The following is a 23,690-nucleotide window of genomic DNA, read 5'->3' as shown; positions in this document are numbered from 1 at the left end:
CTTTACTATAAGTATACAACAATAAAAGAGAGGATTTTCAAATGAAAATCCTCTCTCGTTCATGCTGCTATTTTTTTATGCGTATGATGTTTACGATAACGTCCGCGTCCACGCATTGCGTATGCAATTTGCGGGATTGCAATCCCGATTAAAATAAGTGATACACCGAACCATTGTGAAGATAGTACAGCCTCTTTTAAAACGAATACTGACATAATTGTTGTAACCGGTAGTTCCGCTGCACCAAGAATAGTCGCTAAGCCAGAACCGATTTTTGGAATCCCGATTGTAAAGGCAATAGATGGAATTACGATACTAAATGTTCCTAATCCTAAACCGTATTTCCAAAGACCTTGAGAAATGGCACCATTAAAAATAAATGTTGGTGGAAATACAATCATGACTAAAGTTAAAGCACCAGTCATTAAGAGAACACCGCGCGGTAATGAAGGTACTTCAACAGCAACTTTTCCGCTCACGAAAATGTATGTTGCGAATGTAACAGCAGATAATAAACCTAAAATGATTCCAGTCGTATCGAAAGCACCTGCTGATTGTTCTAGTAAACCACTGGATAAAAATGTCCCTACAAGTAAGAAAATAACAGAAATAACTTTTTCTCTTGAAGGTAATGTTTTTGTTGCGACTGCTTCAATGATAATTCCGACCCAAACGAATTGGAATAAAAGAATAATTGCAATAGAAGCTGGTACAGTTTTTAATGAAGCATAATAAAAAATTCCGGTAAAACTTGCAGATGTACCTGCAACGAATAAAAGTAATGCTTGCTTTAAAGGAACGCGATGTCTAGAAAATAGAAGTGTAATAGCAAGCAAAATAATCCAACCGAACAAATATTGGCTGCCAATTACTTCTCCAAGTGAAAATCCTTCTGCATATGCAAGCTTAACAAAAATAGCTAAAATTCCATAACTACACGCTCCTAATAAAACTAAAAGAGAATAACGAAGCATGAAAAATTCCTCCCATCTATATGAAGTTGTTCCGTATCGAAAATATATAACTAGAGGGAAGTATACAAAATTAGAAATAAAGGGTCAAATGAAAGAAAAGTATGACATTTTATAGAATAATAATAAAAGTATGATATTTATGCATAATCTTGAAATTATTAATAGTAGAAGTATTATAAAATCAACTTTGCATTGTATAGAGACAGCATTTGAAAAAAATATTTTTTAAACCAATATGTAAATAGGCGTACTAGTAGCGTGCTAATTATTTGAGAAACTATGTTACCTTTGTTATGTTAATAACAATTAAAGGAGTTTCATAATCCATTTGAGTTTTTTCTATATAATAGAAGGAAATGAAAACGTTTTATTAGAAACTGTGGGGAAGTGTGGTTTTTCTTATTGCCACGTTGTAAAAGTGATTTCACGAATTGTACATAGTATTTTTATGTGTTTTTGTTACAATATTTAGGGAGAGGAGTGGAATGATGCAAGATATTAGTATTTTTTTAGCGTTTGGCGCCGGGTTCTTATCATTTATTTCCCCATGTTGCTTACCGCTTTATCCGGCATTTTTATCGTACATAACAGGTATGTCGGTTTCTGAATTGAAAGAAGAAAATGCAATGCTTCGCAAAAGAAGTATGATACATACAGCGTTTTTCTTACTTGGATTTTCAATTATATTTATTGCAATTGGATTTGGTACAAGTTTTATTGGAGGAATCTTTACTGACTATAAAGATTTAATCAGACAGTTAGGTGGTATCTTTATCATCGTGTTCGGCTTAATTATTGTCGGGGTGTTTAAGCCGAAATTTTTAATGCAAGACCGTAAATTTACATTTAAAAATCGTCCAAGTGGCTATTTTGGATCAGTACTAATTGGATTAGCCTTTGCAGCAGGATGGACGCCATGTACCGGACCAATTCTAGTGTCCGTAATTGGATTAGCAGCAACAAACCCAGAATCTGCAATGATTTACATGATTGCTTACATACTTGGATTTGCTATCCCGTTTTTCGTACTGTCATTCTTTATTACGAAAATGTCTTGGATTAAAAGAAATAGTATGGCCTTCATGAAAATCGGAGGATATATTATGATTGTTATGGGTGTCTTCTTATACTTTAACTGGATGACGAAAATTATCGTATATTTCTCAAGTTTATTTGGTGGTTTTACCGGTTTTTAGTATTATTCTGCGAAAATGTTGGAAATACTAACGGAAAAGCATATAATGAAAGTATATTTTGCATATAGCCACAAAAAAGGATGAGAAAATATGAACATAGTTGTTTTATCCAGTATCGTTGCTGTTTGTATGGCTGTCGGTGCGATGTTTATTCGTTTAAAAGCAGCTAAGAAACCTGCAACATTGAAAAAAATTATACTTCCACCATTTTTTATGAGTACGGGCGCATTGATGTATGTTTTTCCTGAATTTCGATTAACTCCAGCAGAAATGTTAGAAGCAATTGGTGTCGGTTTGATTTTCTCTATTTTTCTTATTAAAACATCTAAATTTGAAATTAGAGGACAAGAGATTTATTTGAAGCGTTCAAAAGCCTTTGTTTTTATATTAATTGGATTACTTGTAGTGCGGATTGTATTTAAAACATACTTAAGCCAATCTCTTGATTTAGGACAACTTAGTGGCATGTTCTTCTTACTTGCGTTTGCGATGATTGTGTCATGGAGAATTGCAATGTATCGTTCCTTTACGAAATTACAGAAGGAAATGGAAAAAGAAGATGGTTTTTATAATGAAAAAGATATGAAGCTAACTTAAAAACTGTATATGTACCAAATAAAAAGACAGCGTCAAAGGCGCTGTCTTTTTTATCGAAAATAATATGAAGTTACTTTGCGAGTAAAGATTGATAGTTAGAATAATCAATCTTTTTTTCTTGTAGTTTTTTAATTAAAAATTTATGATCACGCTTTGGTGTGGCAATGATATATCCTTTAATAATTAAGTCTTGTGTAATTTGAGAGGCATTTTCTTGTAATGCAAGTTCCCCAATTTTGCCAGCGATTTTTGATTTTGCAACATCGCGAAATAGTTCTGGAACAGGACTTACAAGCTCTTCTAACAATTGTTTTTGTTCGTCAGCCCATAAATGTCTCGTTTTATTTATGTAGTGTTCTTCCCAATCCAAAATGGACATGCCGTCTTCTTTTGGTAATCGTTTTAAAAATTTTCTGAACATAAAGTATCCACCGATAGACATAAGTCCTAATAAAATAACCGTCCATAATACAATGAACCAACTGAACCATCCTTCGAGCAAGCATATCCCCCCTTAATGATTACGGTTTTCTTTTATTCATATTATATACAGTGAGATTAATAGAAAGCAAGAACGCTTGGTCATTTTGACCAAGCGTTATAGTTTAAACGAAGTATAGTTGTTCAACACATAAATTATTATTATCGTCTTCAACATACTCAATAATAAGTGTGCCAACTTTACGATCTTTATCTTCAGTTGTGAAAATAGAGTAAGAAGTAAAACGTGTTTTTGATAGGCCGCTTATATGTGTAGGTAAAGAAATGTAGTCGTTATCGCGGAAGAATTCCATCAGTTCAATATCCTCAAATTCTTTTCGGTCAACTTGTTTGTTTGTATAGCGGCGTTGAAGTTGTTTTAAAGATTCATTCCAAGAAATTGCTTTTGTGTCGTATACCATTGTTCTATCTCCTTACTGTATGTAATTATTAAGAACATACGTTCCAATCTAGTATACTCTTTTTATTAGAAAAGGGAAAGCAAAAAATAATGTAAGCTTGGATTTCCAAGCTTACATTATTGATGCGTCCGTCATAATCTCTATTTTTCATTATAAGTTAGATAAGAATAAGAAACAAGATGATATATATAATGTTGAGAGTTTTCAAATTTCTGTATATTATAGGTGTACTAAAGTGTAAGGGAATGAGAGGCATGGCATACGTAATTTCACTGCAAGGGCCGATGGCAAGCGGAAAAACAACATTGGCTAAAAGATTAGAAGAGAGAGGATATTCGGTTATATATGAAAATCCTTATCCAATTGTAGAAAAGCGAAAGCAATTAAATTTGGATGTGAATTCAAAAGAAGGGTTTATCATAAATCAAAAAATGTTTATCGAAGTAAAAATAAAGGAGTTTCAAAATGTGAAAGATTCAGTTGTTATTTTTGATCGTGGACCTGAAGATATTGAATTTTATACACTTTTTTATCCAATGATTATAGGGAAAGAGTGGGATATAGAAACTGGATTGAAAGATGAATTATATAAATTAAGAGAATGTCGTTCAGATGCTATTTTTTATTTAGATGTGACGAAAAAGAATGTATATGATAGAAAAAATAACGATAGGACAAGAAAACGAAGTACATTTGATGAGCAATTTAAATTAGTAGAAACGGAAAAAGATTGGTATAGACAATTTCCTGTAACTTATTTGGACACGAATAGATTAACAGTGGACGAATTAGAGGCATATTTTATGAGATGGTTGAAGGAGAAAGCGTTATGAAAAAAATACTTTTATTCGTATATCCAACATTTGCGGAGTTTGAAATAACGGTAGCTACAGCATTGCTGAAAAAGAAATATGACATCATTACAGTAGGTTTAACTAAGGAATTGGTTATAAGTGAAACTGGGTTGCAAGTGCAGCCGCATATAGAAGTAAGTGAAGTACGTGTAGATGAGTATGAGGGGATACTTATTCCAGGTGGAGAAGAAGTACAGTTAAAAGATGCAAAAACTCTTTTTTCAATCATTCGTCAATTTCATGAACAAGAAAAATTAGTGGCGGCAATTTGCGCTGGACCGTATGCGCTAGCAAAAGCAGGCTTATTTAAGGGGATTTCTTATACTGCGACCATAGATTATCAAAAATTCGATTGTTTTCCAGTAAAAAATTTTGTGTATGAAGAAGTTGTGAAACATTCAAATATTATTACAGCACAGGGGCATGCATTTGTAGCATTTGGAATAGTGATTGCCTCTTATTTTGGAGTGGCAGACGAACATAATACAAATTTTTATTGTGGTAAAGGCAATGTAGTAATGGAGAAACTTTTACGAGAAAACGTGTAAAAGCTAGCAAATGCTAGCTTTTTTCTTTTTTACACCGATAAATTACTAACGTTTTTGGATCGCGCCATATACCGTTATGGAGAGATAATTCCTTGTTGATTTCTTCTGTTAGCCATTCTTTCATCTCGGCTTGAAGATACATATTATCGGGTATATTTAGCGATGGAAACATGCTAGAAATATAGTTTACTATTGGGGTAGCATGATGAAAAACGAGCGCATTATGAATAACTGTTTCTTCAACAGTTGGAAAAACGGATTGTAATATCTCTTTACCGTTTTCTAAACAAAATGGAGTGACTGATGATGTTGTTTTCGGTAAATCAAATGCGTCTAACATGCGGTTGCACATTTCAATTATACGAGGTAGTGTAACGTTAGAATTTGTTGTAGCTAAAAGTGAGCCGCCGGGACGAATTACTTTATGTAATCCTTGAATTGTTGTTTCAACGTCTTTCACATGGTATAACATATGTCTTGCAATTATTAGGTCATAACAATTTGTTTCAAAAGGAAGTTTATTAGCATCCCCTCGTTTCCATTCTATTAAGTTATTCGTCTTAGCAGCTTGAGCAAGCATAGCTTCGGATTGATCCAACCCGGTTAATGGGCCTTTATGACCATTTGTTTGTAAAAGGGAAAGGAATTTTCCACTAGCGCACCCAACCTCTAATATGCTTTCTTCCCCTTGAAGTTGTAAATGTTCAATAACGATTTCATCTAAATTCACTTGTTTTTCTTCGTAATGTTTATGCGTATCGATACGTGTTTGTAAATTGTTACTGACGCTATATTGCCGTTTTACATCATTCATTTTTTCACATTCCACCTTCGTGCAAAATTGCTGAATCACATGTGTTAATACGTCGGTTTTCTTTAAACCTTCATATTGAAGTGCAGATTCAAACCTTTCAAGTAATTTTTCTTCAATTCGAAAATGAATATCTTTTCGCTTCGTCATTGAAATATCGCCCCTTTGCATCTGTTAGTGAGACTATAGCATGTCTGAAAAATTTGTGTAAATCATTTGTGTACACAAATGGAGAAGATGAAAAAAATGTTTGAATGTGAGTTTAAACTATTGACGATTTAACCGTTTTCATATATTCTTAAATTAAGAAATATTCAAATAATTAAAAGAAATGAGAGAGTCACATGCTTCTTCAAGGAACACATCGAATTGGTCGTATGGCCATGTTGTTGGCACTTGCGGATGAGAATGAAAGCCCTGTATTATCTATTCCAAAAGGTTGGAAGTATTGTACGGGGAAAGTGGGTTCGATGAATTCGCAAAAAGTTGTAGCAGCAATGGAAACAGCGGCTAAGAGCAACCAAGTTATTGAAACAGATGTTTACAGAGAAACACATGCACTTTATCATGCAATTATGGAAGCATTGTACGGAGTGACGAGAGGTCAAATTCAGTTAGCAGACGTTCTTCGTACAGTAGGACTTCGATTTGCGATTGTGCGCGGTAGACCATACGACGGAAAAAGAGAAGGCGAATGGGTTGCTGTTGCGCTATATGGAACGATTGGTGCACCTGTAAAAGGATCTGAGCATGAGGCGATTGGTTTAGGAATTAATCACATATGATTTGCCCATAGTCTATTAGTTAGAAGGGGGCCTTACTTTTTTAGGACAGAAGTCTGTCTTAAAAAGATAAGGTCCCCTTTTGCCTTTTTAAGGAGGAAAAAAAGAATGATTACGTTAACAGGACACACATTGACAATTGAAGAAATGAAGAGATTGTTACTTGAAGGGGAAGGTGTAACAGCCTGTCCAACTAGTATGCAAAAGGTGGCGGAGTGCCGCGAAGTTGTTGAGAAAATTGTCGAGGACGGAAAAGTCGTTTATGGTATTACAACTGGATTTGGAAAGTTCAGTGATGTGCTTATTCAAAAAGATGATGTAAAGGCACTTCAACACAATTTAATTCAGTCACATGCATGCGGTATAGGCGAGCCATTCCCTGAAGAAGTATCACGCGGTATGTTAATTTTACGAGCGAACACGATGCTTAAAGGAGTATCTGGTGTTAGACCGCTTGTTGTAAATATGCTTCTTGAGTTTGTAAATCGTAAAATTCACCCAGTTGTCCCGCAACAAGGTTCACTTGGTGCAAGTGGAGATTTAGCACCTTTATCTCATCTCGCTCTCGTATTATTAGGCGAAGGTGAAGTGTTCTATAAAGGGAAACGCGTTCATGCAATGGTTGCTCTTACAGAAGAAGGGCTTGAGCCAATTGAACTTGAAGCGAAAGAAGGTCTTGCGTTAATTAATGGTACGCAGGCGATGACAGCACAAGGAGTTCTTTCTTATATAGAGGCAGAAGCAACGGCGTATCAAGCTGAACTAATTGCTTCGATGACAATTGAAGGGTTACAAGGCATTATTGATGCATTTGATGAAAATGTTCATAAAGCACGTGGTTATAAAGAGCAAGTAGATGTAGCAAGCAGAATTCGTGACATTCTTCATGATAGTAAGTTAACAACAAAACAAGGAGAACTACGTGTACAGGATGCCTATTCACTTCGCTGTATCCCGCAAGTACACGGTGCTTCTTGGCAAGTTTTGAATTATGTGAAAGAAAAATTAGAAATTGAAATGAATGCAGCAACGGATAATCCGCTAATCTTTGATGGCGGAGAAAAAGTAATTTCGGGCGGGAATTTCCATGGTCAACCGATTGCGTTTGCGATGGACTTCTTAAAAGTAGGAATGGCGGAACTTGCAAATATTTCGGAGCGTCGTATTGAGCGTTTAGTAAATCCGCAATTAAATGATTTACCTCCATTTTTAAGTCCAGAACCAGGACTTCAGTCTGGTGCAATGATTATGCAGTATGCAGCAGCATCACTTGTTTCTGAGAATAAAACGTTAGCACATCCAGCGAGTGTAGATTCAATCCCGTCGTCAGCTAACCAAGAAGATCATGTAAGTATGGGAACAATTGCTTCACGCCATGCACATCAAATTATTCAAAATGCAAGACGTGTTCTTTCAATTGAGATGATTTGTGCAATGCAAGCAGCAGAATATCGTGGTATTGAAAACATGAGTACAGTGACGAAGAGCTTCTACCATCAAGGTCGTCAGCAAGTACCTTCTATTACAAATGACCGTATATTCTCAACGGATATTGAAAATATTGCGCATTGGTTAAAAACGAATTATTCGATAAAAGAAAGATTAGATGTAAACGCAGCACTATAAAATGAGAAAAGGGAGAGATTGAAATGGAAAAAGTACAACAAACAATTCGCGCGCCAAGAGGTACAGAGTTACAAACGAAAGGGTGGGTGCAAGAAGCTGCACTTCGTATGTTAATGAACAATTTAGATCCTGAAGTTGCTGAAAAACCAGAAGAATTAGTTGTATATGGCGGAATTGGCCGTGCAGCTCGTAACTGGGAAAGCTACAATGCAATTGTAGATTCATTAAAAACGTTAGAAAGCGATGAAACGTTACTTGTTCAATCAGGAAAACCAGTTGCCATTTTTAAATCACATGAAGATGCACCGCGCGTTCTGTTAGCGAACTCAAACTTAGTACCAAAATGGGCGAATTGGGATCACTTCCGAGAACTAGAGAAAAAAGGACTTATGATGTACGGACAAATGACAGCTGGTAGCTGGATTTACATTGGAACACAAGGGATTCTACAAGGAACATATGAAACATTTGGTGAGGCAGCTCGTCAACATTTCGATGGTTCATTAAAAGGTACATTAACACTTACTGCTGGTTTAGGTGGTATGGGTGGTGCACAACCTCTTGCTGTAACGATGAATGGCGGTGTTGTCATTGCTATTGATGTAGATAAGCGCAGCATCGATCGTCGTATTGAAAAGAGATATTGTGATAAGTATACAGAATCATTAGAAGAAGCATTGGCTATTGCAAACGAGTATAAAGAGAAGAAAGAGCCTATTTCAATTGGATTATTAGGTAATGCAGCAGAAATTTTACCTGAGTTAGTAAATCGTAATATTATCCCTGACTTAGTTACGGACCAAACATCTGCTCATGATCCATTAAACGGTTATATTCCAGTAGGTTATACGTTAGAAGAGGCAGCGAAACTTCGTGAAGAAGACCCAGAACGTTACGTACAATTATCAAAAGAAAGTATGACAAAGCACGTAGAAGCAATGCTTGCGATGCAAGAAAAAGGCGCAATTACATTTGATTATGGAAATAACATTCGCCAAGTTGCTTTCGATGAAGGTTTGAAAAATGCTTTCGATTTCCCAGGATTTGTTCCAGCATTTATTCGTCCATTATTCTGTGAAGGAAAAGGACCATTCCGCTGGGTAGCTCTTTCTGGTGATCCAGAAGATATTTATAAAACAGATGAAGTAATTTTACGAGAATTCGCTGACAATGAGCATTTATGTAACTGGATTCGTATGGCGCGTCAACAAGTGGAGTTCCAAGGGCTTCCATCACGTATTTGTTGGCTAGGTTACGGTGAGCGTGCGAAGTTTGGCCGCATCATTAATGAAATGGTGGCAAATGGTGAATTATCAGCACCGATCGTTATTGGTCGTGACCATTTAGATTGCGGTTCAGTAGCATCTCCAAACCGTGAAACAGAAGCGATGAAAGACGGTAGTGATGCAGTAGCAGACTGGCCAATTTTAAATGCATTAATTAATAGTGTAAACGGTGCGAGTTGGGTATCTGTTCACCACGGTGGCGGCGTTGGTATGGGTTATTCACTTCACGCTGGAATGGTTATTGTTGCAGATGGAACAGAAGCAGCAGCAAAACGTATTGAGCGCGTATTAACTTCTGACCCTGGTATGGGTGTTGTTCGTCACGTTGATGCAGGATATGACTTAGCAGTGGAAACTGCGAAAGAAAAAGGCGTTAACATTCCAATGATGAAATAAGGGGGAGAAAACATGCTGGACACTTTACTAATAAATATCGGTCAATTACTAACAATGGATCAAGAAGATGGCTTGTTAAGGCGGGAAGCGATGAACACGCTTCCTGTTATCGAAAACGGTGTGGTTGGAATTGAAAATGATGTAATCACTTTCGTTGGAACAGCGGAAGAAGCGAAAGGACTTCAGGCGAAAGAAGTTATTGATTGCGGCGGGAAAATGGTTTCTCCTGGTCTTGTTGATCCGCATACTCATCTTGTATTTGGTGGATCTCGCGAAAATGAAATCGCACTAAAATTACAAGGAGTTCCGTACTTAGAAATTTTAGAACAAGGCGGAGGTATTCTTTCAACTGTAAATGCAACGAAACAGGCGTCGAAGGAAGAACTTGTTCAAAAAGCGAAATTCCATTTAGACCGTATGCTATCTTTCGGAGTTACTACTGTAGAAGCGAAGAGCGGTTACGGATTAGATGATGAGACGGAATGGAAACAATTAGAGGCAACAGCACAATTACAAAAAGAGCATCCGATCGATTTAGTTTCCACATTTTTAGGTGCTCATGCAGTTCCGAAAGAATATAAAGGTAGATCGAAAGAATTTTTACAATGGATGTTAGACTTATTGCCAGAAATGAAAGAGAAGCAATTAGCGGAGTTCGTTGATATTTTCTGTGAAACAGGTGTGTTCTCTGTCGAAGAATCAAAAGAGTTTTTATTAAAAGCGAAAGAGCTTGGCTTTGATGTGAAAATTCATGCGGATGAAATAGACCCTCTTGGTGGTGCGGAAGCAGCGGCAGAAATTGGTGCAGCATCAGCGGACCATTTAGTTGGCGCTTCTGATAAAGGGATTGAAATGCTTGCAAACTCGAATACAGTAGCAACATTATTACCAGGAACAACTTTCTATTTAAATAAAGAAAGCTTTGCTCGTGGTCGTAAAATGATTGATGAAGGTGTTGCAGTTGCGTTAGCTACAGACTTTAACCCAGGTAGCTGTCCAACTGAAAATATTCAGCTTATTATGAGCATTGCGATGCTAAAACTGAAAATGACACCAGAAGAAGTGTGGAATGCCGTAACGGTTAACTCATCATATGCCATTAACCGTGGTGATGTAGCTGGGAAAATTAGAGTTGGTCGTAAGGCAGATTTAGTTTTATGGGATGCTTATAATTATGCTTACGTACCGTATCATTACGGCGTAAGTCATGTGAATACAGTATGGAAGAATGGTAATATTGTATATACAAGAGGTGAACAATCGTGGAGCACGGCCACTATTTAAAGAAGAATGCAAAGTTTATTGATCGTGAAGTGACAAAATGGAGTGAGATGATTAAAGATTGGGAGGAAGGCGTAGAAATATTCGGTGCTGCCTTAATTGGAGCACCCCTTTCTAAGCCATCTATTAGTCATTCAGGAGCAAGTTTTGCTCCAAAAACAATTCGTGCGATGTTAGATGCATATAGTACGTACGCAATTACAGAAGAACACGATATGAAAGAAAGTGTCTTATATGATTGCGGCGATATCACGATGCATGTGACGGATATAAAAGAAAGTCATAACCGAATTGCGAAAACAGTTGGTCATGTAACGAAAGTAAATCCGAACATGATACCAATCGTTCTTGGTGGTGACCACTCGATTAGTTTTCCGAGTATAACAGGCTTTACAAACAGTAAAGGAAAGGTCGGGATTATTCAATTTGATGCTCATCATGATTTACGTAATTTAGATGATGGAGGCCCGTCAAATGGTACACCATTCCGTAGTTTATTAGAAAATGATGTCATTACAGGGAAACAACTTGTTCAAATTGGAATTCGTAATTTTTCTAACGCACGTGCGTACCATGAATATGCAATAGAGCATGGCGTAACAGTGTATACAATGAAAGACGTACGAGAGCGAGAAATAAAAGATATTATCACGGAAAGTATTGAAGTATTAAGAAAACAAGGTGTGACTTCTATTTATATTTCTCTTGATATGGACGTACTAGACCAAGCGTTTGCACCAGGTTGTCCAGCAATTGGGCCTGGTGGAATGGATAGTACGACTTTACTAGATGCGATTGAATTCCTTGGTAAAGAACCGCTCGTTCAAGGAATGGATATAGTAGAGATTGATCCAACTCTTGATTTTAGGGATATGACGAGCCGAGTAGCTGCGCAAGTAATTATGAGTTTTCTTTTAGCGAGGGAACCAATTAGTAAGCGGGTTAGTATATAGACGGAAAAGTAGATCTTTATCTATGCATTATCAAAAACACATTACTACTTAAAAGTAGTGATGTGTTTTTATGTTAAAAGAGAATGAATGTGTATGGAACCGTTAATAAAATTGCGGGTTGTTATAGTGTATTGTGTAAATTTAATTTCTTGCTTCTGAAGTGTTGACTTGTAAAATAATTTTATGATAAAATAAAATTTTTGCTAAAAAACTAAAAGTATGTTAAGCTTGAGAAGGTTACCATATATGGAGGTGGATTATTTGTTTCAAATTGGCGATAACATTGTTTATCCAATGCAGGGAGCAGGTATAATTAAAGCCATAGAAGAGAAGGAAATCTCAGGAGAAAAACAACAGTATTATGTTATAAAAATGTCGGCTAGTAATATGGAACTAATGATTCCAGCAGGGAGAATATCGAATTCGAATATACGACCAGTTACGGATATAACCGCATTAGTACACATAATGGATATTTTTCAACATGGGGAGTCAGATAGATTACTTACGTGGAAACAAAGGTATAAATTGAACACTGATAAAATAAAGACGGGTAAAATGCAAGAAGGTGCTGAAGTTGTGCGTGATTTAATGCGTATACAGAAAGAAAAAGCACTTAATGCAAGCGAAAAGAAGATGTTAGATAACGCATATGAATTTTTGATTAGTGAGCTGGGATTAATTGAAGGTATCACAGAAAATCAGATAAAAAGCTTTTGTTAAGGTTCATTACAAATAATGTATTATATCCCAAAAAAGATCTTGAATTTTTTGGGAACATAATTATAGAAAATTTATCATTTCAAAGACATTCAACTCTTTCACACCACTTTTAGAGCATTACCTCTATTGTTATTACTACAATCAAATCCATTTTTATTTTTTAATTTCATTTATGAATGTTCGAAGTTTAATTGAATACTTCGATAAAATAGTTACTTGATTTTTGCAATCCTGATTCACACTGGCACGGACGAGGAGCCGTAAGGATGAAAGAGAGGTAGGGCTTTCATTGTTTTAGGTATATAAGTTATTATTTTTAGAAGAATACTGAACCATATTCACTTCTATTGATAAGGTATTTTTTATATTAAAGAGATAAATGAATTGACAACCATATATGTTCAACAAAAAAGGTTTCCTTCTAAGGAAACCTTTTTAATATTATTTATAGCATTTTATTTTTTTTTATATTCGAATTTTTTATTGTAAAGTCGTAAAAATTGACGTTACTATCTAAAAGTAAGTATGATGCGATTATAGTAAGATTTTTTAGGGGGAAGAAAGATGACAAGTTCAAGTAATAAAGCAGCGAGTATTTATGAAGGAACAAATGTAAACGCTGGGGGATCTTTTGAAAACGTTGAAGAAACAAAGTTGTTTGATCCAATTCAAATTGGAGCTTGGTCTCTTCGTAATCGTATAGCAATGGCACCAATGACAAGATGCTTTGCAGATAATGAGACTGGAGCAGTGGGTGCTGATGTAGTGGAATACTATAGAAAGCGTGCTGCTGACGGAGTTGGATTAATTATTACAGAAGGAATTGTCATTAGTCCAAGAGCGAAAGGGAATCCAGGAGTACCAGGAATTTATACACAAGAACAAATCGATTCTTGGAAACCTGTTACAGAGGCAGTACATAAAGAAGGCGGGACGATTATTGCTCAAATATGGCATGTTGGGCGTATGAGTCATCATGAAATAATTGGTGGACAAATGCCGCAAGCACCATCTGCTATCGCTGCAGAGGGAAATGTTCCACGTTTTCGTAAACCGTTTGATACGCCAGAAGCAATGACGTTAGAAGAAATACAAGAAGTGATTGGTCAATACGCACAAGCTGCGAAAAATGCAATCGAAGCTGGATTTGATGGAGTAGAAATTCACGGTGCACACGGATATTTAATTGATCAATTTACGTATGAGTCTGCGAATAAGCGAACAGATAAATATGGCGGTAATTTAAAACAAAGGTTAACGTTTATGAAAGAAGTAACGGCTGCTGTAATAGAAGCTGTTGGAGCTAATAAAACACTTCTTCGCTTCTCTGCTTTCAAAGGTGATAATCCTACTTATATGTGGGAAAATCCTGAGCTTGCAATTGAAACGTTCGTAAATATGTTCAAAGAAGTTGGATTAACGATGATCCATCCTTCAACGATGAATTATACGCAAGGAATTGCTGACGGAAAGAATTTTCATCAACTAGTAAGAAAATATTGGGATGGTACAATTGTTGGGGTTGGTAATTTAAATCCGAAAGAGGCCGAAGAAGCGTTGCAAGAAGGAACGATTGATGTAGTGGCATTCGGCAGACCGTTAATTGCTAATCCAGACTTTGTTCATCGAATTAAACATGCTGAAAGTTTAGTTGAATATGACGCGAAAGAGCATCTTGTTACGTTAGTATGAATAAAGATAAAAGGAGAACACATCGAGTGTTCTCCTTTTATTATGGGATTTTATAGGGGGAAGCGGGATGAGTGAAACGCTACTCGTTATTATTAGTATATTACTATTTTTAATGTTGCTTTTAATCGTCTTTTTTATCATTACATTTTTTATAAAAAAACGAACACATCATTCTATTTTAAAGTTACATCCATACTTAGGAAGAATGCGCTACTTACTGGAAAAGATAGGGCCTGAATTTCGACAATATTGGTTTGATCATGATACGGATGGAAAGCCTTTCTCACGTTATGATTTTCAAAGTGTTATGTTTTTAGCGAAATATCGCTCTGAAATACTTGGTTTTGGATCAAAACGAGATTTTGAAGCTTCTGGCTATTATATTGCTAATACATTATTTCCGATATTGACTGAGGAATTAAGTGTGAATCTCACGCAAGAGCGAGAAGGTAAAAAGTACGTGATTCATAAAGAAGGGTTATTTTCAAGAAGAGAAAAATTGACAGCGGATACAACGAATCTTTGGCTGTACGAAGAAGATGATGCAATTATAGTCGGTGAGAACCGTAAATATCCGTGGAAGCTACATGGTATGTTTGGTGCATCTGCGACTTCTTACGGCGCGATTGGAGAAAATTATATTTTAGCGAGTGGTTTTGGAGCAAAAATGGCAGGCGGATCGTGGATTAATACTGGTGAAGGTGGCGTTATTCCAGAACATTTACATACAGGAGCAAATATCCTTGCGCAAATTGGTCCAGGGTTATTTGGATACCGCGATGAGGACGGTAATTTTTCAATGGGAAAATTCAGGGAGAAAGCAAAAGAAAGTAATATTAGAGCATTCGAATTGAAATTTGGGCAAGGTGCTAAAATACGTGGTGGTCATCTAGAGGGACAAAAAGTAAATGAGAAAATTGCTTCTGTTCGCAACGTCAGAAAGGGAGAGACGATTAATTCACCGAATCGATTTTCATTTTTAAAGAATGCAACGGATACACTTTGTTTTATTCAACAGTTGCAAGAAAGCGGCGGTAAACCAGTTGGAATGAAAATTGTAATTGGTCAGCAGGAGCCTTTGGAAGATTTATTTAAAACGATGAAAGAGTTAAATATCTATCCAGATTTCATTACAATTGATGGTTCAGAAGGTGGATCAGGAGCGACGTATAAATCGATGGCAGATAGTATGGGAATGCCGCTTATTCCAGCGTTACTGACATGTATTGATACAGCGAATCATTATGGTGTTCGGGACAAATTCAAAGTGTTTGCATCGGGGAAATTAATCACACCAGATAAAGTGGCGATTGCTTTAGCGATTGGAGCGGATGCTGTAAGTTCAGCCCGCGGATTTATGATGGCAAGCGGCTGTATTATGGCCCTTCAATGTAATTCTGGCCAATGTCCATCTGGTGTAGCCACGACGAATCCGCATTATCAAAAAGCGTTAGATCCGTATGAGAAGAAGTGGCGAGTCATGAATTATATTATTAGTATGAGATATAGTTTATTTTCATTAGCAGCGGCAGCGGGAGTGAAGAGCCCGCGCCATTTAACTAGAGAGCATATTGTGTTTAAAGACGAGATGGGGAGAGTAGTTCCTCTTTCGGAATTGTTTCCTATAGTAAATCAAATCTAAAAGTATATTTGATATGTAAGATTTTTCAGAGGAATAATCATATTGTTTGGAAAAATTAGGAGTATAATAGGGAAGTGTTTTTAAAAATGACTATTTTTAGGGAGACATTCACTTGCAGCAAGGTTCGTACAGTATTACAATTTTTTTACTCGTCATAGGGCTCGTTATATTTAGACGCATGCGTTCTATGAATCGACCAATTAAAAATAAAGGAAGACGATTACTATTGCCATTATTCTTCTTATTACCAGGTTTTTCTTTATATGCTGCACCGATACAACTTGTTGGTTGGCAAATTGGTATAGCTGCTGGGATCGGTCTGTTATTGTCAATTCCACTTATTATTTTAAGTGGGTATGAAGTTAGAGAAGATGGCCAAATTTATGCGAAAAAAAGTATCGCTTTTATTGCTACATTTTTAGTTATCGTTCTTTTACGTGCTTATTTTAGAAGACATTTACAAGGTTTAGATCCAAAGTCAATTGGCATTCTTTTCTACACTCTTGCGGTTTGTTATATAGTACCCTGGCGTATTGGATGCTATATGAAATTTCGTAAAGTATATGTAGAGAAAGAGAAAATTGAGATGTCAATAAGCTAAAAGTCATACATTTGTATGGCTTTTTCTTTTAAAATTTATCGGGTAAACGAATGAAAATAAGGTGTGAAAAAAACATTGTTTAATTTTCTGAATATTTTTACTTAAATTTCTTGAAAAATCATTGTAATCCACTGGGATAAAGGCGTTTATAAAGGTTTTCACATGTAATGAAAAGTGCTCGTTCACTTGAAAGAACAAAAAATGTTTGTTAAGGTAGGGAACCATAAGCGAATACAAGAAAATAGAAAAAGTCATTTTTCGAAATTTTGAATGGCTTATGGGCTAAGGGAGAGATTTGGTGAAGATTGAAATTATGGTTTCGCTTGCTATTTATATGGCAGGTATGTTGTATATCGGATATTGGTCTTATAAGAAGACATCCGATTTATCAGATTATATGTTAGGCGGAAGAGGACTCGGTCCAGCAGTTACAGCTTTATCAGCTGGTGCTTCTGACATGAGTGGTTGGATGCTAATGGGATTACCTGGTGCGATGTATGCAACAGGATTATCAAGTGTATGGATTGCGATAGGTTTATTAATAGGTGCTTATGCAAACTATTTAATCATTGCCCCGCGTTTACGAACGTATACAGAAGTGGCAAATGATTCAATTACGATTCCAGACTTTTTAGAAAATCGGTTTAAAGATCGTACGAAAATACTTCGTTTTGTCTCCGCTATCGTCATTTTAGTATTTTTCACATTTTACGCGTCGGCTGGTTTAGTTTCAGGTGGACGTTTGTTTGAAAATTCTTTTAACCTGGATTATAAAATTGGTTTATTTGTAACAGTGGGTGTCGTTGTTGCGTATACACTATTTGGTGGTTTTCTAGCCGTAAGTTGGACGGACTTTGTGCAAGGGTGTATTATGTTTATTGCGCTTGTACTAGTGCCAATTGTTGCTTTTACGGATGTCGGTGGTGTAACAGAAACATTCAATACGATTAAGCAAGTTGATGCATCACATTTAGATATGTTTAAAGGGACTACAATACTTGGTATTATTTCATTTTTAGCATGGGGTCTTGGGTATTTTGGTCAACCACATATTATTGTCCGCTTTATGGCAATTACCTCTATTAAAGATTTAAAAACTTCTCGTAGAATCGGTATCGGTTGGATGACGATTTCAATTATAGGTGCAATGCTTACTGGTCTAATTGGTATCGCTTATTATGCTAAAAATAATGCGACATTACAAGACCCAGAAATGGTCTTTGTAACATTCTCAAATATTTTATTCCATCCATACATTACAGGATTTTTATTATCAGCTATTTTGGCTTCGATTATGAGTAGTATTTCCTCACAATTACTTGTTATTTCAAGTGCAGTAACAGAAGACTTTTATAAAACATTTTTCCGTCGTAACGCAAGTGACAGAGAACTTGTATTTATCGGTAGATTATCAGTATTAGTAGTAGCTATGATCGCAGTTGTTTTAGCGTATCATCCAAGTGATACAATTTTAACACTTGTAGGTTATGCCTGGGCTGGATTTGGTTCAGCATTCGGACCAGCTATTTTATTAAGTTTATATTGGAAAAGGACGAATAAGTGGGGCGTTCTTGCAGGTATGATTGTTGGTGCAGTAGTTGTTATAGCATGGGTACAAATTCCAAGTTTAAAAGCGACTATGTATGAAATGGTACCTGGATTCTTCTGTAGTTTATTAACTGTTATCGTTGTAAGTTTATTAACGAAAGAACCCGTTAAGGCAGTTCATCGTGAATTTAATGAGATGGAAGCAGTGCTGGAAGAGGAAACGAAATAATTAGCGAAGAGAGTAGACGAAACTGGCGTTTACTCTCTTTTTATTTAAAATGAAAATACGAAATTCGTTGACAACTAAAAGTAAGTAACTTATAATAAATTTGAGTTCAAGATAATTTATGTTACGAATACAGATTTTAAATAGAGTAAATATTTTTTGAGAATTATCTCGAATTTGAGATGATTTTGATAAAGTAGACATTCAAGTGTGATATTATAATTAATATCTCGAATTCGAGATAAGATTATAATGACGGATTTTACTTTTCAGTATGGACAAAATGAATAATGAATTTTAATGAATAAAAGTTTTTAAAATGAAATAAAAAGGGGCGGAGAAAATGACAAAGAAAACGATGGGAATTCACCACATTACAGCAATCGTAGGACATCCACAAGAAAATGTAGATTTTTATGCTGGTGTATTGGGGTTACGTTTAGTGAAACAAACAGTGAATTTTGATGATCCAGGTACGTACCATCTTTATTTTGGAAATGAAGGAGGAAAGCCTGGAACAATTATTACGTTTTTCCCATGGGCAGGTGCTCGTCAAGGTATTATTGGAGATGGTCAAGTAGGAATTACGTCTTACGTTGTACCAAAAGGTGCAATGGAGTTTTGGGAAAATAGATTAGAAAAATTCGATGTTTCGTATACAAAAATGACTCGTTTTGGAGAACAGTATTTAGAATTTGATGATCCGCATGGTTTGCATATAGAATTAGTTGAAAGAGAAGAAGGCGAATTAAATAATTGGAGTTTTGGAGAAGTTACACCAGAAGTAGCAATTAAAGGGTTTGGAGGTGCTGTTCTTTTATCTGCACAGCCTCAAAAAACAGCTGAATTGTTAGAACATATTATGGGTCTTGAGAAAATTGGAGAAGAGGGTGAATTTGTTCGATTCCGTTCTTCTGCTGACATTGGAAATATTATTGATTTGAAATTATCAACAATCGGTCGTGGCCAAATGGGCGTTGGCACAGTTCATCATATTGCTTGGAGAGCGAGTGACGATGCAGATCAGCTAGACTGGAAAGAGCATATGACTCGTTTTGGATATCACGTAACTCCTGTACAAGACCGAAATTATTTTAACGCGATTTATTTTAGAGAACATGGTGAAATCTTATTTGAAATTGCAACAGATCCTCCTGGTTTCGCTCATGATGAATCGTTAGAGACGATGGGTGAGGAATTAAAGTTACCGGAACAATATGAACAACATAGAAAACAGATTGAACAAACGCTTTTACCATTTGAAGTGAGAAATTTAGATTAAAGTGATTGAAGGGGGAAAAGGATTATGATGAAACATGTTTTTCAAAAAGGAAAAGATACGTCAAAACCAGTGTTGTTATTACTTCATGGCACAGGTGGTAATGAATTAGATTTACTATCACTTGCAGAAATAGTTGATCCGGAAGCGTCGGTATTAAGCGTTAGGGGAAATGTGTTAGAGAATGGGATGCCGCGTTTCTTCCGCCGATTAGCAGAAGGCATTTTTGATGAAGAGGATTTAATTTTCCGTACGAAGGAATTAAATGAATTTTTAGATGAAGCGGCTAAAGAATATAAATTCGATAGAAATAACATTGTAGCTATCGGTTATTCGAATGGGGCAAATATCGCAGCAAGCTTATTATTCCATTACGAAAATGCATTGAAAGGTGCTGTGCTTCATCACCCAATGGTACCAAGAAGAGGAATGCAATTAGCAAATTTAGCAGGGAAATCTGTGTTTATTGCTGCTGGGACAAATGACCCAATTTGTTCATCAGCAGAGTCCGAGGAATTGAAGGTACTATTAGAAAATGCAAACGCGAATGTAACAATACATTGGGAAAATCGAGGGCATCAATTAACGATGGGTGAAGTAGAAAAAGCAAAAGAGTGGTATGACAAAGCATTTTAAAAAAGAAGCATCTGCTAACGATTAGCAGATGCTTCTTTTTTATTTAAGACTGGATTGCAAGATGAGATGAAGAAAGTGGTAGCTCAATATCAACAATCGTACCTTTATTTAATTCGCTTGAAATGTGTAATTTACCATGATGTTCTTCAATTATTTTGTAACACATCATTAATCCTAGTCCTGTGCCTTTTTCTTTTAAACTATAAAAAGGTTCGCCTAGACGGGAGATACGATCTTCTGGAATGCCACAACCTTCATCGATAATTCGTATTAAGATGAAATTATCCTCTAATGGTTTTGTTTGAATGAAAATATTTCCGCCATTTGGCATCGCTTCTATCGCATTTTTTAATATGTTTATAAAAACTTGTTTTAATTGGTTACCGTCACATTGAATATCATATACGTAATCAAAATGATCCATGATGATATGAACGCTATGCATAATTGCAGTCGGTAAAATAAATGTAACTACCTCTTCAATTAAAGTTTGTATGTTACAAGTTTGGATAGATAATACTTGTGGCTTAGACATCGCCATAAATTGACTCGTGATGGATTCCATTTGTGAAATCTCACTTAACATAACATCGATATACCATTTTTGCTCCTCATTTATTTCAGGGAGGAGCAACGTTAGAAAACCTTTTAGAGAAGTGAGTGGATTTCGAATTTCATGGGCAATTCCAGCTGTCAGTTGTCCGACTACTGCGAGCTTCTCAGATTTTCGTAATAACTTTTCAGTTTCTTTTAGCTCAGTAACATCTCTCCCCATCACGATAAGACCTTTGCGAGAACCGTCAGGATGATAAAGCGGGACTTTTGATATACTTAAGATTAGATCGAAATCATCTCTATGTATAATAAATTCCTCGCCATGAAGAATTTGTCTTTGTTGCCATGCTAGTTCATCAATTTCTTCACAATGTAAAAAAGCTTCTCGGTATGCTTCATTATATTGAATGAGTTCGCTATCTTTTTTCCCATGGTAAGGTACATGATGGAAATTGAAGCAAGAAAGTGCGTAGTCATTTGCCTCAAGCCAGCGCCCTTCATGATCTTTAAATATAACAAAGGCAGGCATGGAGTTTACTAATGTACGTAATCTCTTCTCACTTTCTTTTAGCATATTCTCAATTCTTTCTGATTTTTCAAGCGGCTTCATAATAGCATATACGCCAGTAAGACGATTTTGAACAAAAATAGGAACTAGTTTTGTCACAACATCTAATAAGAATCCATTTTTATGATAAATAGATAAGATATACTCTTGTTGATTATCCGCTTCAGTATTCTTTATATTTTGTAATACTTGCTCAGAAATATGGGCTTCTAAAATAGAGGTAATATTTTTCTGTTCTAATTCTAAAGAAGTGTAACCTAATATTCTTTCGGCAGAAGGATTTATATGTAGAATAACTCCTTCTAAATTTAATGAAATAATACTATCAGGATTGTGTTCGAACAGAGATGCGTACATTTCTGTTAATGAACGATCTTGTATATGGTTTCGCAAACGTCTAGAAATGTTCGGATGACGTTTTTTTTGAGTTGGTGAATATTTTTTACGACTCATAATAGTTCCTCCGTACAAATAGCATCTAAAAAGATTTGTCTATTCATAACTATAATATAGATGTAATGTGTATTTCTATAAAAAATGGAAGTTATAGAATAAATTTTGTTTTTTTTATTTTTTGCAAGGTGAATGCAGGATGTTAATAAGGGGAGCTTATATTGTTTTATAAACCTCTTGTAAGTTACAGACGGCTGTTTTCCGTATAACATTAGGGTAGAGGAGGGGGAGAGAAAATGAAAAATTATATTCAAGGGATTAATCACGTGCAAGTAGCTGCACCTGTAGGGTGTGAAGAAGAGGCGCGTGATTTTTATGGGAATACGATTGGTATGGAAGAAATTCCAAAGCCAGAAAAGTTGAAAAAACGAGGTGGATGTTGGTTTAAATGCGGAAATCAAGAAATCCATATTGGTGTGGAGCGGAACTTTACACCAGCTAAAAAGGCTCATCCAGCTTTTTATGTGAATGAAATTAATGAATTTAAGCAAACACTTATAGAGCAAGGTGTTAAAGTGATTGATGATTATGCACGGCCAGATGTAATTCGATTTTACGTGTCAGATCCATTTGGAAACCGAATTGAATTTATGCAAAATAAAGACTAGGTGGATTCCCACCTAGTCTTTAACTTCTTCTGAAAAGTCCTAATACTTCTACAGTTTCTGTAATATTAACGAATGCATTCGGGTCGATTTCAGAAATTGTTAGTTTCATACTTGCTAATTCTTCACGAGAAACGACGGTCATAAGTACACGCTTTTTCTCGCTTGAATAAGCACCTTCGCCATCAAGTAACGTTATTCCACGTACAACAGTTGAAAGAAGTTGTTTTTTCATTTTTTCTGCTTCATTTGTTACAATCATAAGTGTAACTTTACGATGTTTTGTATGAACAGCATCAATTACTTTACCAGTTACATAAATTGAAAGTAAGCTTGTAAGTGCAACATCCCAGGTGAAGAAGAATCCTGCGATTATTACAACGACTGCATTTAAAATAATAAGGAATCCGCCAAGTTTAATGTCTCGCTTGCGGGATAAAAGCATACCGATAATATCAAATCCACCAGTGGATCCATTACAGTTAAAAACAAGACCAATACCAGCTCCGGCGATGACACCTCCGAAGATAGAAGATAACAATGGATCTGTTGCTACGACTTTTACTGGAACGTAGTATAATGCAACAGATAATACAACTACAGAGACAACTGTGTTAAAAATTACTTTTTTTCCAAGACCTATGTACCCTAAAATAAGGATAGGTAAGTTTAATACAAAGTTAATAATGCCTGTGTTTACAGGGGTTACAATTCCTAAAATAATAGCAATTCCGCCAATTCCACTACTTAAAATTTTGTGGGGGATAAGGAAAAGATTAAAGGCAACCGCAATAATAATAGAACCGATAATAACACCAAGGAATCTGACCATTTCTTTCCCGTCCTTCACTGAAAAATTCATATTATTTCAAGATTATATATGATATTGAAAGTTTTGGGTAAAAACAGTTTATTTCGGTAAATTAGATTAATCAAAAGAATTTGAGTATTTTATT

General features: G+C 35.8%; 24 protein-coding genes. 18 read left to right on the top strand and 6 right to left on the bottom strand.

The genetic code is table 11. The features are described from left to right. Positions 1-59: 59 nt before the first annotated feature. Complete coding sequence (locus AC0ONG_RS16720) at positions 60-974, bottom strand: EamA family transporter (RefSeq protein ID WP_000947042.1); 915 nt, start codon at positions 972-974, stop codon at positions 60-62. A gap of 322 nt (positions 975-1,296) precedes the next feature. Here AC0ONG_RS16720 and AC0ONG_RS16715 point away from each other — a divergent pair, with 322 nt between their 5' ends. The 3 genes from AC0ONG_RS16715 (at position 1,297) to AC0ONG_RS16705 (ending at position 2,767) form a co-directional block, all read left to right on the top strand. Continuing rightward, positions 1,297-1,446, top strand: a complete 150-nt coding sequence (locus tag AC0ONG_RS16715) for a peptidase T (protein ID WP_074790237.1) — start codon at positions 1,297-1,299, stop codon at positions 1,444-1,446. Between the two features lie 16 nt (positions 1,447-1,462). After that, complete coding sequence (gene ccdA, locus AC0ONG_RS16710; protein WP_001152674.1) at positions 1,463-2,170, top strand: cytochrome c-type biogenesis protein CcdA; 708 nt, start codon at positions 1,463-1,465, stop codon at positions 2,168-2,170. Between the two features lie 90 nt (positions 2,171-2,260). After that, on the top strand, positions 2,261-2,767 hold the full coding sequence (locus AC0ONG_RS16705; RefSeq protein ID WP_001028640.1) for a CcdC family protein: 507 nt from the start codon (positions 2,261-2,263) through the stop codon (positions 2,765-2,767). Positions 2,768-2,837: 70 nt separating this feature from the next. Here the strand turns inward: AC0ONG_RS16705 and AC0ONG_RS16700 are convergent, their stop codons facing one another. Next, complete coding sequence (locus AC0ONG_RS16700; RefSeq protein WP_000889371.1) at positions 2,838-3,269, bottom strand: DUF2621 domain-containing protein; 432 nt, start codon at positions 3,267-3,269, stop codon at positions 2,838-2,840. Positions 3,270-3,372: 103 nt separating this feature from the next. Continuing rightward, the gene (locus tag AC0ONG_RS16695) at positions 3,373-3,669 is read right to left on the bottom strand and encodes a hypothetical protein (protein ID WP_000262400.1); all 297 of its coding nucleotides are present in this window, start codon (positions 3,667-3,669) and stop codon (positions 3,373-3,375) included. 254 nt (positions 3,670-3,923) lie between these two features. Between AC0ONG_RS16695 and AC0ONG_RS16690 the strand changes: the two genes are divergently transcribed. Then, the gene (locus AC0ONG_RS16690) at positions 3,924-4,502 is read left to right on the top strand and encodes an AAA family ATPase (RefSeq protein ID WP_000332115.1); all 579 of its coding nucleotides are present in this window, start codon (positions 3,924-3,926) and stop codon (positions 4,500-4,502) included. Next, positions 4,499-5,071, top strand: coding sequence for a DJ-1/PfpI family protein (locus AC0ONG_RS16685; RefSeq protein ID WP_000722190.1), 573 nt, complete (start codon positions 4,499-4,501; stop codon positions 5,069-5,071). Before AC0ONG_RS16690 ends, AC0ONG_RS16685 begins: the two co-directional genes overlap by 4 nt. Positions 5,072-5,084: 13 nt before the next feature. Here the strand turns inward: AC0ONG_RS16685 and AC0ONG_RS16680 are convergent, their stop codons facing one another. After that, positions 5,085-6,032 (bottom strand): class I SAM-dependent methyltransferase, encoded by a 948-nt coding sequence (locus tag AC0ONG_RS16680; RefSeq protein WP_474203619.1) that lies wholly within the window; start codon positions 6,030-6,032, stop codon positions 5,085-5,087. Positions 6,033-6,226: 194 nt separating this feature from the next. Between AC0ONG_RS16680 and hutP the strand changes: the two genes are divergently transcribed. The 12 genes from hutP (at position 6,227) to AC0ONG_RS16620 (ending at position 20,553) form a co-directional block, all read left to right on the top strand. Continuing rightward, the gene (gene hutP / locus AC0ONG_RS16675; protein ID WP_016098817.1) at positions 6,227-6,667 is read left to right on the top strand and encodes a hut operon transcriptional regulator HutP; all 441 of its coding nucleotides are present in this window, start codon (positions 6,227-6,229) and stop codon (positions 6,665-6,667) included. 105 nt (positions 6,668-6,772) lie between these two features. Then, positions 6,773-8,290: a histidine ammonia-lyase gene (hutH, locus tag AC0ONG_RS16670; protein WP_079245832.1), complete on the top strand. Its 1,518-nt coding sequence runs from the start codon at positions 6,773-6,775 to the stop codon at positions 8,288-8,290. 23 nt (positions 8,291-8,313) lie between these two features. Beyond that, positions 8,314-9,972, top strand: coding sequence for a urocanate hydratase (hutU, locus tag AC0ONG_RS16665; RefSeq protein WP_000416938.1), 1,659 nt, complete (start codon positions 8,314-8,316; stop codon positions 9,970-9,972). Positions 9,973-9,984: 12 nt separating this feature from the next. Further along, on the top strand, positions 9,985-11,256 hold the full coding sequence (gene hutI / locus AC0ONG_RS16660) for an imidazolonepropionase (RefSeq protein WP_079245830.1): 1,272 nt from the start codon (positions 9,985-9,987) through the stop codon (positions 11,254-11,256). Then, on the top strand, positions 11,235-12,206 hold the full coding sequence (gene hutG, locus AC0ONG_RS16655; protein WP_136997498.1) for a formimidoylglutamase: 972 nt from the start codon (positions 11,235-11,237) through the stop codon (positions 12,204-12,206). Before hutI ends, hutG begins: the two co-directional genes overlap by 22 nt. A gap of 261 nt (positions 12,207-12,467) precedes the next feature. Then, positions 12,468-12,929, top strand: coding sequence for a CarD family transcriptional regulator (locus AC0ONG_RS16650; protein WP_170264802.1), 462 nt, complete (start codon positions 12,468-12,470; stop codon positions 12,927-12,929). A gap of 564 nt (positions 12,930-13,493) precedes the next feature. After that, positions 13,494-14,621, top strand: a complete 1,128-nt coding sequence (locus AC0ONG_RS16645) for an alkene reductase (protein ID WP_000204597.1) — start codon at positions 13,494-13,496, stop codon at positions 14,619-14,621. A gap of 67 nt (positions 14,622-14,688) precedes the next feature. Beyond that, entirely contained in the window at positions 14,689-16,263 is a 1,575-nt protein-coding gene (locus AC0ONG_RS16640) for an FMN-binding glutamate synthase family protein (protein ID WP_000005159.1), read from the top strand. Between the two features lie 112 nt (positions 16,264-16,375). Next, on the top strand, positions 16,376-16,864 hold the full coding sequence (locus tag AC0ONG_RS16635; protein WP_001183916.1) for a cytochrome c biogenesis protein CcdC: 489 nt from the start codon (positions 16,376-16,378) through the stop codon (positions 16,862-16,864). A gap of 298 nt (positions 16,865-17,162) precedes the next feature. After that, positions 17,163-18,641 carry a sodium/proline symporter PutP gene (gene putP, locus AC0ONG_RS16630; protein ID WP_000687593.1) on the top strand — a complete coding sequence of 493 codons (1,479 nt, stop codon included), beginning with the start codon at positions 17,163-17,165 and terminating at the stop codon, positions 18,639-18,641. A 340-nt stretch (positions 18,642-18,981) separates the two neighbouring features. After that, complete coding sequence (locus tag AC0ONG_RS16625) at positions 18,982-19,920, top strand: ring-cleaving dioxygenase (protein ID WP_000163260.1); 939 nt, start codon at positions 18,982-18,984, stop codon at positions 19,918-19,920. Between the two features lie 24 nt (positions 19,921-19,944). After that, the gene (locus tag AC0ONG_RS16620) at positions 19,945-20,553 is read left to right on the top strand and encodes an alpha/beta hydrolase (protein WP_000975496.1); all 609 of its coding nucleotides are present in this window, start codon (positions 19,945-19,947) and stop codon (positions 20,551-20,553) included. A gap of 43 nt (positions 20,554-20,596) precedes the next feature. Here AC0ONG_RS16620 and AC0ONG_RS16615 read toward each other — a convergent pair whose 3' ends face one another. Next, positions 20,597-22,129, bottom strand: a complete 1,533-nt coding sequence (locus AC0ONG_RS16615) for a BA3702 family sensor histidine kinase (RefSeq protein WP_000087650.1) — start codon at positions 22,127-22,129, stop codon at positions 20,597-20,599. A gap of 236 nt (positions 22,130-22,365) precedes the next feature. On the opposite strand from AC0ONG_RS16615, the gene AC0ONG_RS16610 reads away from it, so the two are divergent. Continuing rightward, positions 22,366-22,737 carry a VOC family protein gene (locus AC0ONG_RS16610; protein ID WP_000800779.1) on the top strand — a complete coding sequence of 124 codons (372 nt, stop codon included), beginning with the start codon at positions 22,366-22,368 and terminating at the stop codon, positions 22,735-22,737. Positions 22,738-22,756: 19 nt separating this feature from the next. On the opposite strand, the gene AC0ONG_RS16605 is transcribed toward AC0ONG_RS16610, so the two are convergent. Then, positions 22,757-23,566: a YitT family protein gene (locus AC0ONG_RS16605; RefSeq protein ID WP_000251344.1), complete on the bottom strand. Its 810-nt coding sequence runs from the start codon at positions 23,564-23,566 to the stop codon at positions 22,757-22,759. Positions 23,567-23,690: the final 124 nt, after the last annotated feature.

It is taken from the genome of Bacillus sp. TCT6, assembly GCF_056033845.1.
The sequence above is the reverse complement of the archived record's forward strand: the minus strand, read 5'-3'. Positions and strand labels throughout refer to the sequence as shown.